The following is a 17424-nucleotide window of genomic DNA, read 5'->3' on the forward strand; positions in this document are numbered from 1 at the left end:
AAACGAGATGACCGCAACCACCGGGAACAAGCAACGTAGCTTCCCCACCATCGAGTTCACCGACTCCGAAGCCGGCGCTCTTGAGTTCCCCAGCTCCCGAAGCCGCACGTACAACTACTACAAGCCCGCCAAACTGCGTTCCACCATGTACGAGGACGTGACGGTCGACGTCCAACCGGACCCCGAACGTCATCTCACGCAGGGCTGGATCTATGGCTTCGCCAACGGCAAGGGCGGCTACCCGCAGGAGTGGACCGCCGCGAAATCGTCGAACTGGCACGCCTTCCTCGATCCGAACGAGGAGTGGGACCAGACCATCTACCGCAACAACTCCAAGGTCGTCCACCAGGTCGACCTGTGTCTGTCCAACGCCAAGCGCGCCCGGGTCTACGACGCGTGGAACCTGCCCTGGCTGACCTTCATCGCCCGCAACCTGGGCGCGTGGATGCACGCGGAAAACGGTCTGGCACTGCATGTCTTCACCTCCATCCAGCGTTCCTGCCCCACCAACATGATCAACACCGCCGTCGCGGTGAACGCGGCGCACAAGATGCGGTTCGCGCAGGATCTGGCGCTGTTCAACCTGGATCTGTCCGAGGCGAGCGCGGACTTCGACGGCGCTGTCCACAAGCAGGTGTGGCAGTCCGCGCCCGAGTGGCAGCCGACCCGTGAGGTGGTGGAGCGACTGACCGCGGTGCCGGACTGGTGTGAGCTGCTGTTCGCGTCGAACATCGTCTTCGAGCAGCTGGTCGGTTCGCTGTTCCGCAGTGAACTGGTCATGCAGATCGCCGCCCGCAACGGCGACTACATCACGCCCACCATCGTGGGCACCGGCGAGCACGACTACGACCGCGATCTCGCCTATACCCGCAACCTGTTCCGGTTGCTGACCCGCGACCCCGAATACGGGGAGTCGAACAAGCAGCTGTTCGGCGCCTGGCTGCGGACCTGGGTACCGCGCTGTCTGGACGCGGCTCGCGCGCTGCAGCCCATCTGGTCGCAGCCGGCCGACAAGGCGGTCACCTTCGCGACCAGTTTCGAAACCGCCAAGGACAAGTTCGCTTCCCTGCTCGAGGACCTCGGGCTGGATATCCCCAAGGAGTTGGACCAGTGAGCAGCATGCAGTTCGGATCGTCCACCGAGTTCTCGAACATGTGCGGTGTGACCCTGATGAACACCCCCATCGGCCGCGTCGTCGCGGAGGTGATGGGCGGCAAGGACGGTGTGGAGCTGACGGAGTATCCGTCGATGATCCGGGTCGACGGCCAGCGTCTGCTCGACTTCGACTACGCCGAACTCAGCGACGCCCTGGGCGAGGAGTTCGACGGCTCCACCTTCGAGGAGATCAGCTCCACCCACTACGGGCGGATGGTCCATCTCGACGACAAGACACTGCTCTTCGCCAGCCCCGAGGACGCCGCCGAGTACATCGGATTCGACCTCACCGCGCACTGAAGTCCTCACGCGTATTCGACGCAGCACCCGCAGTAAACCGCGTGCCGACGCTGTCACCGGATCACCCGTGGTCGACGGCGTCGCACCGGCCCACCGCCCGAATATCGGAGTAGCCAGCATGTACGAGAAGAACGGCGATAAGTACTTCATCGTGGACGGCCACGTCCACCTCTGGGACGGCCGCGAATCCAATCACAAGAACGTGCACGGGAAGCAGTTCATCGACTGCTTCTACGACTATCACAAGAACCTCAGCCCGCAGGAATACCTATGGGACTACGACACCTACACCTATTACGGTCCCGACCGGCTCGAACGTGACCTGTTCGTCGACGGCTACGTCGACCACGCCATCTTCCAGGCCACCCTGCTGAGCGACTTCTACCGTAACGGGTTCGGGCAGACCGAGGAGGCGCTGGCGCTGGTCGCCAAGCACCCCGGCAAGCTCACTTACAACCACGCCTACGACCCGCGCCACGGGGAGGCCGGGCTCGAGCAGCTCCGCCGGGACGCCGAGCGCATGAATCTGAAGGGTGTCAAGCTCTACACCGCCGAATGGCACGGCGACTCGCGCGGATACAAGCTCGACGATCCGTGGTCGCGTCGCTACCTCGAGGAATGCCTCGAGTTGGGTATCACCAACATTCACGTGCACAAAGGCCCGACCATCCGCCCGCTCGACCGCGACGCCTTCGATGTCTCCGACATCGACAAGGTGGCCACCGACTACCTGGATCTGCGGTTCATCGTCGAGCACGTGGGGCTGCCGCGGCTCGAGGACTTCTGCTGGATCGCGACCCAGGAGTCCAACGTCTACGGCGGACTGGCGGTAGCGTTGCCCTTCATCCACACGCGCCCACGGTATTTCGCCCAGATCATCGGTGAGCTGCTGTACTGGCTCGACGAGGATCGGATCCTGTTCGGCAGCGATTACGCGCTGTGGACGCCGAAGTGGCTGATCGAGCAGTTCGTGGATTTCCAGATCCCCGAGGACATGCTGGGCGAGTACCCGCAGATCACCGTGGCGCAGAAGCAGAAGATCCTCGGGCTCAACGCCGCGGCGCTGTACGACATCGAGGTCCCCGCCGAGCTGCGGGCGGCCGAGTCGCCCGCCCCCCAGCTTCTGGTTCGGGAGACGGTGTAGTCATGACCGCCATCGCCGTCTGCACGGAATCGGCTGTGCTGCAGGCTTTGTCGACGGTCGTGGATCCCGAACTGGACGAGCCGATCACCGATCTGGGCTTCGTCCGCTCGATCACTCTCGCCGACGACGGGGTCACCGTTCATCTTCGCCTCCCCACCGCGTTCTGCTCGCCCAACTTCGCCTACCTGATGGCCTCCGACGCGCTCGACGCGCTCCGGGAAGTCGAGGGCATCGGCGTGGTGCGGGTGCTACTCGACGATCACCACGACAGCGACAAGATCAACGCGGGGCTCGCCGCCGACGCCGGATATCTGGGCACCTTCGGCGTGGAGGCGGAAGAGAGCCTGCTCGAACTCCGCAGGACCTTCCGCTCGAAGGCGCATGCGGCGGCGATGGAACGGTGCCTCGAAGCGCACGTGAAGCGCAATCCCATGGGCGCCAACGAGATCTACCGACTCACCCTCTCCGACCTCGCACCGGGCAAGGAGAAGGCGGCGCTGCTGCGCCGCCGCTACAGCATCGGGTTGAGCCTGTGCCCGGCGAGCCCGGTACTGGTGAACGACGACGGCACGCGCGTCGCGCCCGACACGATCCCGCTGCGCCTGAGATTCGCCAGGTCCGTGCGGATCTCGATGGAGGGCAACTCCCACTTCTGCCGCGGCCTGCTCGCCACCCGATACGGCGGCGGCGAATCCGCCGACGCCACAACCCGAATCATCGATCTCAGAACGACCAGGAGTCCGCGATGAAAGCCGTTCAGGTGGTGGGCTACCACACCAAGCTGCAGCTCACCGACATTCCCGAGCCCACGATTGAGGGGCCGCTCGATGTGATCGTGCGCATCGGCGGTGCGGGCGTCTGCCGCACCGATCTGCACATTCTCGAGGGGCAGTGGGCGCGCAAGAGCGGAGTCGAGCTGCCGTACACGATCGGCCACGAGAACGCCGGATGGGTTCACGCCGTGGGCGATTCGGTGACCAACGTCGCGGTGGGCGACAAGGTGATCCTGCATCCGCTGATCACGTGCGGACTTTGCCGGGCCTGCCGTTTCGGCGATGACGTGCACTGCGAGAACAGCCAGTTTCCCGGTATCGACGTCAATGGCGGCTACGCGGAATACCTGCGCACCACCGCCCGCAGCGTTGTGCGCATCGACGATTCGCTGGAACCGGCGGACGTCGCGGCACTGGCCGACGCGGGCCTGACCGCGTACCACGCGGTGGCCAAGGTCGCCCGGTCGACCCGGCCCGGCGATGTCTGCGTCGTGATCGGCGCGGGCGGGTTGGGGCACATCGGCATTCAGGTGCTGAAGGCGATCTCCGGTGTCACCGTCGTGGTGCTGGACCGTAATCCGGCCGCGGTCGAGCTGGCGCGGCAGGTCGGCGCCGATCACGGCATCGTCGCCGACGGCACCCAGGTCCAGCAGGTGCTGGAGCTGACCGGCGGTCACGGCGCCGAAGCCGTCGTCGACTTCGTCGGCGAGGGCGGGGCGACCCGGGAAGGGATCGCGATGCTGCGCCGCGCCGGCAACTACTACGTCGTCGGCTACGGCGAGAACATCGACGTCCCCACAATCGACGTGATCTCCACCGAGATCAATTTCATCGGGAATCTGGTCGGCTCGTACAACGACCTGCACGAACTGATGACCCTCGCCGCCCAGGGCAAGGTCACCCTGCACACGACGAAGTACGCGCTCGAGAACTTCCAGCAGGCGCTCGACGATCTCGACGGCGGACGCGTCCGCGGTCGCGCGATTCTCGTCCCCTGACCCCATCCACCATCGAAACGTAAGGAAGTACCAGCCATGGCGAAGGAGCTGCGCTACAGCAAGGACGCGCGATCGCGGCTCGAGCAGGGGGTCAACGCGCTCGCCGACGCGGTCAAGGTGACCCTCGGCCCGAAGGGGCGCAACGCGGTGCTCGAAAAGCTGACCGGGCCGCCGACGATCACCAACGACGGCGTGACCATCGCCCGCGAGATCCAATTGCGCGAGCCCTTCGCGAACATGGGCGCGCAGCTGGTCAAGGAAGTGGCGATGAAGACCAACGGCGTGGTGGGCGACGGCACCACGACCGCCACGGTGCTGGCCCAGGCCATGGTCCGCGAGGGCCTGCGCGCGGTCGACGCCGGTGCCAATCCCATGCGGGTGCGGCGTGGTATCGAGCAGGCGGTGTCGGCGGTCGTCGAGGCGCTGCGCGAACAGGTGTCCGAGGTGGGCGGCGAAAGCGATCTGGGGCGCATCGCCACACTGGCGGCCAGTGACGACGAGACGATCGGACGGGCCATCGCCACGGCGGTCGACTATGTCGGCAAGTCCGGGGTGGTCACCACCGAGGAGAGCGAGACCCTCGGACTGTCGGTCGGCATCGTCGACGGCATCCAGTTCGACCACGGATACATCTCCGGATACATGGTCACCGACCCGGAACGGATGGAAGCCGTCCACGCCGATCCGCTGATCCTGCTGACCAACAAGAAGATCACCCAGGTGCAGGACATCATGCCGAGCATCGAGGTGGCCAAGCGCGCGGACCGGCCGCTGGTGGTGCTGGCCGAGGACGTCGACGGTCCGGCCCTGCAACTGCTGGTCGGCGGCAATATGCACAAGACCATGCAGTCGGTGGTGGTCCGCGCCCCCGGCTTCGGTCACCGGCGGGTCGCCGAGCTCGAGGATCTCGCGGTCGCGCTGGGCGGCCACGTCATCGCCAAGGACACCGGGATCGAACTGTGCGAGGTGGCCCGTGAGCACCTGGGCTCCTGTGACCGCATCACCGTGACCGAGAACGAGACGACGATCGTCGGCGGTCGCGGTGAGCAGCGTCTGCTCGATGCCCGGATCGCACAGCTCGAGGCGCAGCTGGAGCGGGCCAAGATCGACGCCGACCGCGACAGCCTCGAACTGCGCATCGCCCGGCTCACCGGCCGGGTCGCGGTGATCAGCGTCGGCGGCGCGACGAGCGTCGAACTCAAGGAACGCATGCTCCGCGTCGAGGACGCGCTCGCCGCGACGCGCGCCGCGGTGGAGGCCGGCATCGTCTCCGGCGGCGGCACCGCCTTGGCCCAATCGCACCGGGCCCTGGCCGAACTCGACCTGCCCGGCGACGAAGCCATCGGCCGCGATGTCGTGCGCCGCGCGCTCGCCGAACCGCTGCGCTGGATCGCCATCAACGCCGGATTCGACGGTGACGAGGTGGTCCAGGTGGTTGCGGATCTGCCTCTCGGCCACGGCTTCAACGCGCTCACCGGCACCTACGGCGACATGTTCGACTACGGCGTGATCGATCCGTTCAAGGTCACCCGGGCCGCCCTCGAAAGCGCCGCTTCCATTGCGGCACTGCTGATCACGACCGAGACCGCGGTGGTGGAGGAGATCGTCGGCAACCCCGGCGCCATTCTCGCCCCCGGCTTCGGCGACCTCGCCGAGGGCATGGTCCGCCCCTCCAACATCTACTGACCCACCCGCACACGAAGCACCGGTTCCTCCCGCCACGGGAGGGCCCTGCTCTTCGTAGCGCACCGAAACCCAAGGAATATCAATGATCTTCATCGTGGTGAAATTCGAGGTCCGCGAGGAACTGCAGAACGATTGGCTCGACATCACCGGTGAATTCACCCGGGCTACACGGTCGGAGCCTGGCAATCTGTGGTTCGAATGGAGCCGCAGCACCGATCACCGGGCCGAATACGTTCTCATGGAAGCCTTCCGGGACAGCGCGGCCGGTGTTGAGCATGTGCGGTCCGAGCATTTCCGCCACGGCCTGGAAGTCATGCGTCCGGCGCTGGCCGAGACACCGCGCATCATCCACACCGACGTACCCGGCACCGAATGGTCACGGATGGGAGAGCTGGAGATATCCGCGTGAGGCACCCGCGCGCGCAAGCCGGTCGAGGCGAACGATCGTGGCGATGACCGGTCTGGTGACGGAATTGACTGCGGCACTGGGCGATTGATCACGGGAGTATCCGAGCATCACGCCGGGATCAGTCAAGGCGGTTCTCGCCGACGGCCGCATTATTCACACCGGCGCGGCCACGCGGAAGAACGTCGCCGGACTCGACCTCACCCGGCTGCTCGTCGGCTCCGAGGGCGCCCTGGCCGTCATCGTGGAGGCGACCGTGCGACTGCGCGCGCGGCCCGCGCGGGCCGTCACCGTCGCGGCGGTCTTCCCCGCCGCGGGGCAGGCGATCGCCGCCGTGCTGGGCATTCGGGCCGTGGCCGAGCCCAGCCTGTGCGAATTCATGGACAGCGCAACGATTTCCGCGGTCAACGACATGGCGCGCATGGGCCTGGACGACACCGGGGCCCTGCTGCTCATCCAGTGTGACGGCGACGCGGCCGAGACCGAGGCCGAACGCTGCGCGCAAGCCTGCCGCACCGCGGGCGCCACCGAGGTCCATCTGACCAGCGACCCGGTCGAAAGCGAGGGTCTGCTGCAGGCTCGCCACCTCGCGCTCACCGCCCTCGAACGCCGCGGCAGCACCCTACTCGACGATCTCGCGATACCCGTGCCCCGGCTGCCCGACATGCTCGACGCCATCGCGGAGATCGCCGACCGGCATGGCCTGCTGATCGGTACCTTCGGCCACGCCGGTGACGGAAATCTGCATCCCAGCATCGTCTTCGACCCCCGCGACGCCGCCGCGACGGCCCGCGCCCGGGACGCCTTTGACGACATGATCCGCCGCTGCCTGGAATTGGGCGGGTCCATCACCGGTGAGCACGGAGTCGGCGACCTCAAGCGCCGCTACCTCGAACCGATGGTCGGAGCGGTGGATCTGGGGTTGATGCACGGTGTGAAAGCCGTATTCGATCCGGCCGGAATCCTGAATCCCGGCCGCGCACTGTGATTCGCGAGCCGATTCCGGTCGGCGAAGCGAACGTCCCGGGTGTGAATCGCTCGAGGTCCACGCCCTTGTGAACCGCTCCGGCGTCGTTGACGGAGCGGCGAGGACGACAAATGGTCCTCACCTCGGAGGGCAAAACGGAAGCCGGGACTGTTGTTTCGTCGACCGTGTTTGCTTTACAACCATTTTCGGCCGCGATACCGGATCATCCGTCTCGAAACGAGACTCGCTCACACGGCGCCGTGCCGCGGCTAGGAAATGCCGTATTGCCGGATCTTGCGGTACATCGTCGCCCGGGAGATTCCCAGATCGGTTGCGGCCGACTGTTTGTCGCCATTGCGATCCTGCAGACTCCGCACGATCGCGTCGCGTTCGAGCGCCTCCATGGGCGTCAGCGTGCGCCGCGCCAGCGCGTGGCACTCGGGCGGGAGTTTGTCGGGAGTGATGGTGCCCGAGCGCTGTCTGGTGAGGGTGTCGGCCAGTACGTTGCGCAGCTGGGCGACGTTGCCGAGCCAGGCCAGTTTCGTCAGCTGCCGAAGCGCGGCGGGGGACAGCTCGACATCGGAGCCCTTGCTCAGTTCCCGCAGCAGATGCGGCACCAGATCGTCGAGATCCTCGATGCGGTGCCGCAGCGCCGGAACCGGGACGGTGTGCATGAACAAGGGCAGCAGCTGTGCCTCCACCTGCGGTGAGGGCTCCGCAGAGCTCATCGTGGCCGCGATCCAGCCGCGACCGGCGCACCCCTGCAACAGCGTCGACATCGGTTCGATGACCTCGTCGGGCAGCCCGTCGATGTCGGTGAGGATGATGTCGAAATCCTCACTGGCGACCTCGGTTTCGAGCAGGGCGAGCAGTTCCTCGGCGGATACGTGGCGCCCGGTGCGCAGCACTCGCACCGTCTTGTCCGGCCGGACGTGATGGGCGACCATCTCGGCCAGCTTGGCGCGGCCGGATCCCGGTTCACCGTCGAGCACCACCCAGTTGCGATCCGCACAGCATCGTTCGACTTGCTGGCAGCTGCGCCGCCAGGAGTTGCTGCGGCCGGCCAGCCCGGGAACGGCCGGGCGGCGCGACACCAGGCGCGCGCTGCTGCGGGTGCTGTCGGTCAGCGAGACATGGGCGACGCTGTCGATGCGACCGCTGCGCAACCGGATTCGTTCCGCGACAGTGATTTTGGCGAACTGTCCGCTGGGCAGCACCGCGCCGGTCGTGGTCGCCGACATCCGCTGCAGATCGGTGGCGTGCTCGAAGAGGGCGTGCTGATCGAGCGCGTCCAATGATTGCCGCAGATAGCGGTTCATCAGGACGATGTCGCCGCCGACCGCGAGCACACCGGCAGGGTAGCGACGGCATTGCCGCAGATAGGCATCCAGCAGCGCGGCCTCGCCCTCGCTGGCCTGGGTGCGCAGCCGATCCTCGATCTGCGCCCCGGCGGTTTTGGCGAGCGCCACCAGCATCGGATCGGACTGGCTCACCCAGCAGGTTAGATCCAGGATGCCGACCACCCGGCCGGACAGCGGGTCGCGGATCGGAGAGCCCGCGCAGGCGAGCTGGCTGAGGGTCCCCAGATAGTGCTCGGCCCCTCGAATGAAGGTCGGCCGCCCGGTCTCGACCGCCGTGCCGATGCCATTGGTGCCGACGAACTTCTCGGCATAGCTGTAGCCGCAAGCCAGTTGCACCTCGTCGAGCGCGTCGAGGATGGCGCTGTCGGCGGCGACGCGATGCAGCACCAGCCCGTCGGCGGAGGTCAGGATCACGCTGACGGCCTGGTCCGCCAGATCGTCACCCAACCGGTGGATCACCGGCTCGGCCGCGGTGACCAGCGGCGAATCGAGGCTCGGTTCCCGGACGAACGGAAGATCGACGCGATCGGGATGAATGCGCAGTTCACGGGAGCGTTGCCAGGAATCGCGAACGGTGCCGGAAACCAGCCGATCGTCCACCGCCCCGGAACTGAGGAACCTGTCCCGCTCCCTCAGGAGCAGAGTGCTGGTGTCGTCATTGCTCACCATCTGACTACCTCTTCATTTATTGACCGCAATGAACGCTACGCCCCTGCCATGTGACGGAGATCTCAATCTGAGACGTCAATCGCCGGGCTCGCACGCCACCATGTCGTGAGCCGGTTCCGCGGCCGGGCCTCGCCGCCGCGGCCCCGCGCAGTTCGGCGGATCGCGCGCCATCACGTGATCGATCCCAGTCACCCCCTCCGAAAGGACTCGCAGTGCCACAGGACCATCCGCCCCTCGGCGACGCCGAAACCGCACCGACCGCGGGTTGCCCGGTGACATCCGGCCGCCTGAAGCATCCGACCGCGGGGGGAAGCAACCGCGATTGGTGGCCAGACCAGCTCAATCTGAAGATCCTGCAGAAGAATCCGCCCGCGTCCGATCCCATGGACCCGGACTACGACTATGCCGCCGAGTTCCAGACCCTGGATCTGGCCGCGGTGCGGGCCGACATCGTCGAGGTCATGCACACCTCGCAGGACTGGTGGCCCGCCGACTTCGGCCACTACGGTCCGTTCTTCGTCCGCATGGCCTGGCACGCGGCGGGCACCTACCGCATCAGCGACGGCCGCGGCGGCGCGGGCGCGGGCATGCAGCGCTTCGCTCCGCTGAACTCCTGGCCCGACAACGCATCCCTGGACAAGGCGCGGCGGCTGCTGTGGCCGGTGAAGAAGAAGTACGGCAACAAGCTGTCGTGGGCCGATCTGATCGTCTACGCCGGCAACGTCGCGCTCGAGGATATGGGCTTGCGCACCTTCGGCTTCGGTGGCGGTCGTGTCGACCGGTGGGAGCCCGAGGAGGATGTGTACTGGGGCCCCGAGCATGAGTGGCTGGCCGACGGCCGCCACGCGGGCCGGCGAGCCCTGGAGACCCCGCTGGCTGCGGTGCAGATGGGCCTCATCTATGTGAATCCCGAAGGGCCCAAAGGCAATCCGGATCCGGTGTTGGGGGCCGCCGACATCCGCGAGACCTTCGGCCGGATGGCCATGAACGATGTCGAGACCGCGGCGCTGATCGTGGGCGGTCACACCTTCGGCAAGACCCACGGCGCGGGCCCGGCCGACAACGTGGGCCCCGAGCCGGAAGCCGCGCCGCTCGAACAGCAAGGCCTGGGCTGGAAGAACGAATTCGGCACGGGCGTCGGCAAGGACGCCATCACTAGTGGCCTCGAAGGCACCTGGACGCCCACACCCACCAGGTGGGACAACTCGTTCCTGGAGACCCTCTACGGCTACGACTGGGAGCTGACCAAGTCGCCCGCCGGTGCGCACCAGTGGATTCCGAAGGACGGCGCGGGGGCGGGCCTAGTGCCGGACGTCCACATCGCGGGCAGGACCCACGCCCCGGTCATGCTGACCACGGACCTGTCGATGCGGTTCGATCCGATCTACGAGCAGATCACCCGGCGCTGGCTCGAGCACCCGGACGAACTGGCCGACGCGTTCGCCCGGGCCTGGTACAAGCTGACCCACCGCGATATGGGCCCCAAGGTCCGCCACCTGGGCCCCGAGGTGCCCGAGGAGACCCTGCTGTGGCAGGACCCGATTCCCGAGTTCGACCACGCTCTGGTCGGCCCGGACCAGATCACCGAGTTGAAGGACCGCATTCTGGCGTCGGAACTGACTGTCGCACAGCTGGTTTCCACCGCCTGGGCGGCGGCCTCGTCGTTCCGCGGCAGTGACATGCGCGGTGGCGCGAACGGCGGCCGCCTCCGTTTGCAGCCGCAGGCGAGCTGGGAGGTCAACCAGCCCGATGAGCTCGCCCACGCGATCGGTGTGCTCGAGGGCATCCAGCGGTCGTTCAACGCCGAGCAGTCCGGCGACATCCGGATCTCCTTCGCGGACCTGGTGGTGCTGGCGGGTTCGGTCGCGGTGGAACACGCCGCTCGCGCCGCCGGATTCGCCGTCGAGGTGCCGTTCCGCCCGGGCCGCACTGACGCCACCCAGGAGCAGACCGACGTGGAGTCCTTCGTCGCGCTCGAGCCCGCCGCCGACGGATTCCGCAACTACCTGGGCAAGGGCGATCACCTGCCGAGCGAGTATCTGCTGATCGACCGGGCGAACCTGCTCACCCTGTCGGTCCCGGAACTGACCGTCCTGATCGGCGGCCTGCGGGTGCTGGGAGCCAACCATCGCGGCTCCCGGCTCGGCGTGCTCACCACCGACCCCGGCACCTTGACCAACGACTTCTTCGTCAACCTGCTGGACATGGCGATCGAATGGCGTCCGTCGCGCACCGAGGACGGCGTCTACGAGGGCATCGACCGCGCCACCGGCGCTGTCGTGTGGACCGGCAGCCGTGTTGATCTCGTCTTCGGCTCCAACTCCCGGTTGCGCGCCGTCGCCGAGGTTTACGCCCAGGACGACAACCAGGGCAAGTTCGTCGGCGACTTCGTCGGCGCCTGGGCCAAGGTCATGGATCTGGACCGGTTCGACCTCGCCTGATCGTTCTCGGTCGCTCACCCGGTGTCCCGCGGATCAATTCGATCGGCGGGACACCGGCACCTGGAAGGCAGCGATTCCTCCGTGCCTCAACCAATTCCTGTCGGAGCCATCGAACTATTGGGTCGCCAATCCGGCCAAGGGTCGACGATCGCTAAGTTCCGAAGCCCAGCGCGCCCGGCCTTACCTGGAGGAGGTAGCTGAGCTTCTTCCTGGTGACCTTGCGGCCGTCATCGTCATGGGCAAGACGCAGACGTGGCCAGCATGGAACGCCGCGATCGGTAAGAGCCGCAGCCGATTTCATGGTGCCGAGGTGTTCTTCACGGCGCATCCGAGTCCGCTGTCGATCAGGCAGATCGATAAGGACACCGGACGGCGCAAACCGTGATCATATTGCCGAGACCTTCGCCCGAGTGGCAAGCCTGCTCCGGTGAACGGCAGGAGGTGGTCCAGCCGCCGGCGGCTCAGGTAGAAAGTTGCGGCGCTCTCAGGTCGGTGCCGACGTCGAACTTCGTGTAGAAGGCTCAGAAGACCTCGCCCGGACCCACCCTCAAGGCTAGCGCTGCACCCACACCGACGTCTTGACATAGAGGGGTGCCAATCGCGGATTGGTGTGCGGGTTCACCGTGGCGCTGGTGTCGCTGCTCGCGCTGTCTTCGGGGCGGGCAATGATTCTGTTCTGCCGCCTCGTACAGCGGCGCGATCAACCTCTCGACCGTCTCCTGCGTGCGTCCACGCCGCCGCGCATACCCGCTGACCAACTCAACCGGTTTGCTCAGCGCTGCAACCAAATCCACTCCCAACACCGCGAACTCGGTGCCCGCGTCGATGATGGCGTTGGCCCGCCGGTCCATGAATTCCTCGGCGGCGCGCTGCGGCACCCACACCCGGCACCGAGCAGCCGCAATGTCGCCAAGTGCTCGGTGCGGGCGATCTCGGTGAATCGGTAGATGTCTAGCAGCGCGTTCGCGTCGAGCACCGCCTGCCCGTTCTCGATAAATCCACGCAGCTGCTCCTCGGTCGGCGGGAAATGACTACAGATAATGGTCCGCAACGTCGACGGCGTGGGCGGCGTTGGCTCACAAGGGATGCGGCCACGCATCCAGGGTAGAACCCGCCTCCGGCGGCGAACGTCCAACGACACCCGCACGCTCTGGAAAGCCGACCGCTTCTGACCCGTCAGCGACGTGTGGTGACGACTCACGGAGCATGGCTCGACGGAGGCTGCGGCGAAGCGCGACACGGCCCCAAAGTGTTTGACGGCGTCAGTACCAGAGCGCTATCATTTCGGCCGTCAACCGCAGCGAGATCCCCCGAAATCGCTGTTACCACCGGTTTTGACTTCGCTCGGTCGATGTGAGCAGGGCTTCCGCGCCCCGGAGGCAGGGGTTCGAGTCCCCCTAGCTCCACTCGGACACAGGGCTCAGGCCCGGTGGATCGCCGGGCCTGAGCTGTTCGATACGACCGCACCTATGTTCCGTTTGCCACTCCGGTGTTTCCAGGTCGCTGCACCTCACTGAAGTCGGCACGCTGGAACGGTCCGGTGAGCTGCGCGACCAGCGATGGATCGGTGTGGATCTCGGCAGTGTGCTTCCACGCGATCAGGTTCCGCATGAACGGCAGGTAGTAGCCGGTGTCCACACCGGCGAGGAGATCGTCGAGCAATTCCGTCACAGCTTCGCTGCGGTGCTCCGGTGGCAGCCAAACCAACCAGGGCAGTTCGACAGCCAGCACCTCTTCCGCCATTGCCCGGTTCGCCTTCGCTACCAAAGCGGCGACCTGGCCTTGCGGGCACCCACCGCGCGAATCGCGACGTCCGGAGGGGGAGCGCCTGCCCGCGTAACGCTCCTCGGCAACTGGATCCCAACGCCGTTACGGTCGAGTGATCCGCGAAACCCGCGGCGATGAGGTGGCGAGGAGCAGGTCAAGGCCATGGTTTTCGTCGCGCGGGCCGCGTAACTGGACGTTAACCAAATTTCTTGCCGCGTAATGCGGCCCGGACGCACACTGCGGTGATGCAGTTCAGAACACATCCGCCCCGCCGGGCCGGGCAGGACGATTTCCACGATGGGCGGGCGAGGTTTCGCGACCAGTTGCGGGAGGTGCTGCCCTCGGCATCGCATCTGCTGGCCCGCCGCCTCCACGATGCGCTCCGCTCGGCGCTGCGCGCCGGCGCCTTCGGCGACGGCAGGCTGCCCGGCGAGCCGGAGCTCATGGCCGAATTCCATGCGTCGCGCGATGTCGTCCGGGAGGCGTTGGATCTCTTGCGGCGGGCCGGCCTGATCGAGCGCCGCCGGGGGATGGGGACGCTGCCGATCCGATCGGAATACGTTGTGCGCGGGGCACTTCCGCCTGTGGGACGTTCACTCGAGGAGCATCTGGCGGTGGGGCGGATCGCGCCGCGACTGCTGCACTGGGCTTGGATTCCGGCCCCGGAGGTGATCAGCGATCGACTCTCCGGGGTGAACCCCGGCGATGACTGCCTGTGCGTCGAATACGTACTGCTGGTGGATGATCGCCCGCTGGCGATCTTCACCAACTATCTGCGCTCACCCGAGGCGGCGCGGATCGACCAGGTTGCCTTCGTCGACGACTTCTATTCGCTGCTGCACAACGGCGGCGTCGCCATCGACACCTTCGATATCGGCATGCAGGCCGCGTGCGCCGACGACTACGCGGCCGCGCTGCTGCATGTGATGCCGGGGGAGCCGGTGATGTTGCTGGAGCAGTCGATTCGCAATCGTGACGGCGAGATCGTCGACTATGCGCTCGGAACCTGTTGCAGCGATCTCCAATTGCGTATCGACCGGGTCATGCGCATCGATTTGACCGGGACGCTGACCGGCGGACGTTTCGAGGAGCAGCTGTGAGCACCGACGTACCGGCCGTGCACAGCCTCACCGATGCCGCCGCGGCCTTGCGGAACCATGAGGTCAGCGCGGTGGAATTGGTCGAGCGGGCCATCGCCTGCGCCGACCGCCACGACAGTGAGGTCGGGGTGTTCCTCAGCCGATTCGACGACCGGGCACGAGAACAAGCCGAACGCGTCGACGCCAAGTTCGCGGCAGGTGAGCCGTTGTCGCCGTTGGACGGAATCCCATTGGGAATCAAGGATATTCTGGCGCATCCGCACGGGCCGACCACCGCCCAGAGCCTCGTCCTCGATCCCTCGTGGGCGGACACCGTCGGGTACAGCGTCGCCGTCCACCGTCTGGAGGCCGCCGGCGGCATCGTGATGGGCAAGACCACGACCATGGAGTTCGCGATCGGAATTCCGGACCCGGACAAGCCCTTTCCGGTTCCGCGCACCCCGTGGGATCCGCAGTGCTGGGCGGGCGGCTCGAGCTCGGGTTCGGGCAGCGGTGTCGCTGCGGGCATGTTCCTGGGCGCGGTGGGTACCGACACCGCGGGCAGTATTCGAATTCCCGCCGCGTTCAATGGAATCACCGGCCTGAAGCCGACATTCGGCCGTGTCCCGAAATCAGGTGTCGTGCCGCTCGGACACACCCTGGACCATGTCGGCCCGATGGCTCGCAGCGCCGCCGACTGTGCGCTGCTGCTTTCCGTCTTGGCGGGTCACGATCCCTCCGACCCGTACAGCGCCCGGGCACCGATCCCGGACTATCCCGCGGCGCTCACCGGCGATCTGCACGGGATCACGATCGGAGTGGACAATCTCGACCGCTACGCCGCGGCGGGTATCGATGGCGAGCAGCCGGCGCGGTTCACGGCCGCCCTCGATGCGCTCCGCGCGACGGGCGCGACCATCGTCCCGGTCGAAGTCCCGATGTATCCCGAGGTGGTCGCTATCGATATCGTGGTCATGCTGGCGGAGGCCCACGCCTACCACCGCTGCGACCTGCTGGAGCGGTGGACTGACTACGGCCGCGGCACCCGCATCATCCTCGCCGCCGGAGCGGCCGTCACAGGCGCGGATTACGTTCAGGCCCAACGCGTCCGGCGGATTGCCCGGAACCGGGTGGCCGAGCTGCTGGATCGAGTGGACCTGATCGTCACCCCCACCGGCCACCTCGGGGCCCCGCGCGTGGATACCATCGACCAGCTCGAGCCGCTGAACGTTCTCGCCTCCTTGCACACTCCGTACTGGAACCCGCTCGGCTACCCGACCCTCGCCGTCCCGATCGGCCTGTCCAGCACGCACACCCCGCTGTCGATGTCCATTACAGGCAAGGATTTCGGCGAAGCCCTCGTCCTGCGCGCCGGCGACGCCTACCAACGCCACACCTCCCATCACCTCGCCGTTCCCACCGCCCCCAGCAAAGGCCAACAATGACCACATGGTCCGAAGACCCCAAGGAAAATGAGGCAGTCGAGACTCTCCAGCGCCTGGTCTCCGACCTGGCCGACACTCTCCACAAGATCCCCGACGCCCGATCCGCCGACCCGGTGTACGGCTTCATGATCGAATACCCCTCGGCGTAGCGCGTCGTCCGATCTCGCCGAGCTGTACGAAGCATCACGCTGGGCGGATCAGCGGGTGTGGGCGAGCCAGGCCTACTGCTCGGCGAGGCGGTCCATCTTGGTATCGACGGGTGTTCGTGGACCGCAAGAGATTCCGTTTACATGACCGCTGCGGTCGGGGTGCCCCGACCGCAGTGGTCATGGCGTGCCGGGTGCGGCTATCAGCCGAAGGAGCCCGTGCTGGGCTTGGGAGTCGGAGTGGGGGTGGGGGTCGGGGTGTCGGCCACGGTTACTGCCTGGGTGGTGGTGGAACCGGCTACGCCGGTGCGGCCGGAGAAGGTGGCTGCGATGTTGTAGGTGCCCGCGGCACCCGGGGTCCAGACGATCGAGGCGGTGCCGTTCGCGGAGACGGGGATGTCACCGAGAACCTGGTCGCCTGCCTTGAACTGGATGGTGCCGCCCGCTGCCGCCGGGGAGACGGTTGCCTGCAGGGTGACGGCCTTGTTGACCTGGGCGCCGCTCACCGGGGCGAGCGTGGTGGTCGATACGGCGTCGCTGGACACGGTGATGGCCGGGCCCTTGTCGGTGTAGTTTCCGGAGCCGAGGGAGCCGCTGTAGCTCATGGAGGTCGGCAACGGGGTGTCGCGGGCGCAGTTGACGCCCACTGTGTACTGCACCTCGAAGGTCTGGGACTTCGGAGAGATGTTCGGGTACACGGGGTATTTGACGATGCTGAAGGAGGCGCTGACCGAGTCCGGGGCCGAGGTGTCGAGCGTGACCTGGTCGCCGCCCATCTTGCCCGAGCCCGCGACCGGAGTCAGGCAGGCGGGGTGCGCGTCCTTGACCGAGTAGATGTACTCGACCGGGATGCCGGTCCGCTCGAACGTTGTCGTGACGGTGATGGTTTCGCCGGCGATCGGGTTGGTGTCCGAGACCGTCCGGGTGAACTTGCTGTTCCCGTCGGTCCAGGTGACCGTTCCCGATGCGGCCGAGGCCGTGCCGGGGATCGCGGCGGCCGCGAAACCGGCCGCCACCGCGAACGCGGCCATCGAACCGGCCGCCCGCCGCATACTGCTGTCCATCATTGTTTCTCCCACAGACATCG

At 66.7% G+C, this 17424-nt stretch carries 16 protein-coding genes and 1 pseudogene; 14 read left to right on the forward strand and 3 right to left on the reverse strand.

Annotation, left to right across the window (positions count from 1 at the left end):
• The first annotated feature begins 7 nt into the window (after positions 1-7).
• From AB0L60_RS23585 to AB0L60_RS23620, 8 genes and pseudogenes are all read left to right on the forward strand, one after another.
• Entirely contained in the window at positions 8-1114 is a 1107-nt protein-coding gene (locus tag AB0L60_RS23585) for an aromatic/alkene monooxygenase hydroxylase subunit beta (RefSeq protein WP_364617482.1), read from the forward strand.
• Positions 1115-1119: 5 nt separating this feature from the next.
• Entirely contained in the window at positions 1120-1455 is a 336-nt protein-coding gene (mimD, locus tag AB0L60_RS23590) for a propane 2-monooxygenase effector subunit MimD (RefSeq protein WP_364617787.1), read from the forward strand.
• Between the two features lie 118 nt (positions 1456-1573).
• On the forward strand, positions 1574-2599 hold the full coding sequence (locus AB0L60_RS23595; protein WP_364617789.1) for an amidohydrolase family protein: 1026 nt from the start codon (positions 1574-1576) through the stop codon (positions 2597-2599).
• A gap of 2 nt (positions 2600-2601) precedes the next feature.
• On the forward strand, positions 2602-3348 hold the full coding sequence (locus AB0L60_RS23600) for an iron-sulfur cluster assembly protein (protein ID WP_364617484.1): 747 nt from the start codon (positions 2602-2604) through the stop codon (positions 3346-3348).
• A complete protein-coding gene (locus AB0L60_RS23605; protein ID WP_364617486.1) occupies positions 3345-4370 on the forward strand; it encodes an NAD(P)-dependent alcohol dehydrogenase in 1026 nt (341 codons plus the stop codon). Before AB0L60_RS23600 ends, AB0L60_RS23605 begins: the two co-directional genes overlap by 4 nt.
• A gap of 36 nt (positions 4371-4406) precedes the next feature.
• On the forward strand, positions 4407-6056 hold the full coding sequence (groL, locus tag AB0L60_RS23610; RefSeq protein WP_364617488.1) for a chaperonin GroEL: 1650 nt from the start codon (positions 4407-4409) through the stop codon (positions 6054-6056).
• A gap of 82 nt (positions 6057-6138) precedes the next feature.
• A complete protein-coding gene (locus AB0L60_RS23615) occupies positions 6139-6465 on the forward strand; it encodes a putative quinol monooxygenase (RefSeq protein WP_364617490.1) in 327 nt (108 codons plus the stop codon).
• 121 nt (positions 6466-6586) lie between these two features.
• Positions 6587-7450 (forward strand): annotated as a pseudogene (locus tag AB0L60_RS23620) (FAD-linked oxidase C-terminal domain-containing protein); the annotation flags it as partial.
• A 248-nt stretch (positions 7451-7698) separates the two neighbouring features.
• Here the strand turns inward: AB0L60_RS23620 and AB0L60_RS23625 are convergent.
• Positions 7699-9459, reverse strand: a complete 1761-nt coding sequence (locus tag AB0L60_RS23625; protein WP_364617492.1) for a GAF domain-containing protein — start codon at positions 9457-9459, stop codon at positions 7699-7701.
• A 212-nt stretch (positions 9460-9671) separates the two neighbouring features.
• Here AB0L60_RS23625 and katG point away from each other — a divergent pair, with 212 nt between their 5' ends.
• The 3 genes from katG to AB0L60_RS23640 all read left to right on the forward strand — a co-directional run bounded on the left by katG (position 9672) and on the right by AB0L60_RS23640 (position 12847).
• Complete coding sequence (katG, locus tag AB0L60_RS23630) at positions 9672-11900, forward strand: catalase/peroxidase HPI (protein ID WP_364617494.1); 2229 nt, start codon at positions 9672-9674, stop codon at positions 11898-11900.
• 235 nt (positions 11901-12135) lie between these two features.
• Entirely contained in the window at positions 12136-12285 is a 150-nt protein-coding gene (locus tag AB0L60_RS23635; RefSeq protein ID WP_364617495.1) for a hypothetical protein, read from the forward strand.
• A gap of 247 nt (positions 12286-12532) precedes the next feature.
• Complete coding sequence (locus AB0L60_RS23640; RefSeq protein ID WP_364617497.1) at positions 12533-12847, forward strand: hypothetical protein; 315 nt, start codon at positions 12533-12535, stop codon at positions 12845-12847.
• Between the two features lie 520 nt (positions 12848-13367).
• On the opposite strand, the gene AB0L60_RS23645 is transcribed toward AB0L60_RS23640, so the two are convergent.
• Complete coding sequence (locus tag AB0L60_RS23645; protein ID WP_364617499.1) at positions 13368-13643, reverse strand: hypothetical protein; 276 nt, start codon at positions 13641-13643, stop codon at positions 13368-13370.
• Between the two features lie 269 nt (positions 13644-13912).
• On the opposite strand from AB0L60_RS23645, the gene AB0L60_RS23650 reads away from it, so the two are divergent.
• The 3 genes from AB0L60_RS23650 to AB0L60_RS23660 are packed head-to-tail and all read left to right on the forward strand — an operon-like array spanning position 13913 to position 16340.
• The gene (locus tag AB0L60_RS23650) at positions 13913-14767 is read left to right on the forward strand and encodes a GntR family transcriptional regulator (protein ID WP_364617501.1); all 855 of its coding nucleotides are present in this window, start codon (positions 13913-13915) and stop codon (positions 14765-14767) included.
• Entirely contained in the window at positions 14764-16191 is a 1428-nt protein-coding gene (locus AB0L60_RS23655; protein WP_364617503.1) for an amidase, read from the forward strand. Before AB0L60_RS23650 ends, AB0L60_RS23655 begins: the two co-directional genes overlap by 4 nt.
• The gene (locus AB0L60_RS23660) at positions 16188-16340 is read left to right on the forward strand and encodes a hypothetical protein (RefSeq protein WP_364617505.1); all 153 of its coding nucleotides are present in this window, start codon (positions 16188-16190) and stop codon (positions 16338-16340) included. The genes AB0L60_RS23655 and AB0L60_RS23660 overlap by 4 nt, the downstream gene beginning before the upstream one ends.
• 200 nt (positions 16341-16540) lie before the next feature.
• Here the strand turns inward: AB0L60_RS23660 and AB0L60_RS23665 are convergent, their stop codons facing one another.
• The gene (locus tag AB0L60_RS23665) at positions 16541-17404 is read right to left on the reverse strand and encodes an Ig-like domain-containing protein (protein WP_364617507.1); all 864 of its coding nucleotides are present in this window, start codon (positions 17402-17404) and stop codon (positions 16541-16543) included.
• Between the last annotated feature and the right edge of the window lie 20 nt (positions 17405-17424).

The organism is Nocardia sp. NPDC051981 (assembly GCF_040680715.1).
Lineage (GTDB): Bacteria > Actinomycetota > Actinomycetes > Mycobacteriales > Mycobacteriaceae > Nocardia.